Origin of the sequence: Vallitalea longa (assembly GCF_027923465.1) — a bacterium.
Lineage (GTDB): Bacteria > Bacillota > Clostridia > Lachnospirales > Vallitaleaceae > Vallitalea > Vallitalea longa.
In genome coordinates this window covers 1-462 of the sequence record NZ_BRLB01000061.1, presented here as the reverse complement: position 1 = coordinate 462, position 462 = coordinate 1, and the positions used below count along the sequence as shown (strand labels likewise).

Annotated in this window: 1 protein-coding gene; it reads left to right on the top strand. The window is 34.4% G+C overall.

Going from position 1 to position 462, the window contains the following annotated elements:
• Positions 1 to 462: hypothetical protein (locus tag QMG30_RS24825; protein ID WP_281819916.1), on the top strand; the 462-nt coding region annotated here is incomplete at both ends.

The following is a 462-nucleotide window of genomic DNA, read 5'->3' as shown; positions in this document are numbered from 1 at the left end:
AACAGTAGTAGTAGTGGCTTCTAGTAATGGAATGACTGAAGAAAAAACAGTAACGATAGAAAAAGCAGAATCAGAAGTAACAAATATCATTATAGATGGAGCTAGCAGTATAAATGTGCCAACCCAAGAGAATAGTCCAGAAATGACTGATTATAATGCAGTAATAAAAGATCAGTACGGAAATATAATTAGTCAGGATGTAAGTTGGTCATTAAAGATACCAGTAACAGGAGTAAGTATAAATGCAGAGATTGGGACATTACAAGTAACCAACCAAGCAAATGCAGGAACAGTAGTAGTAGTGGCTTCTAGTAATGGAATGACTGAAGAAAAAACAGTAACGATAGAAAAAGCAGAACCAGAAGTAACAAATATCATTATAGATGGAGCTAGCGGTATAAATGTGCCAACCCAAAAGAATAGTCCAGAAACAACAGATTATAATGCAGTAATAAAAGATCA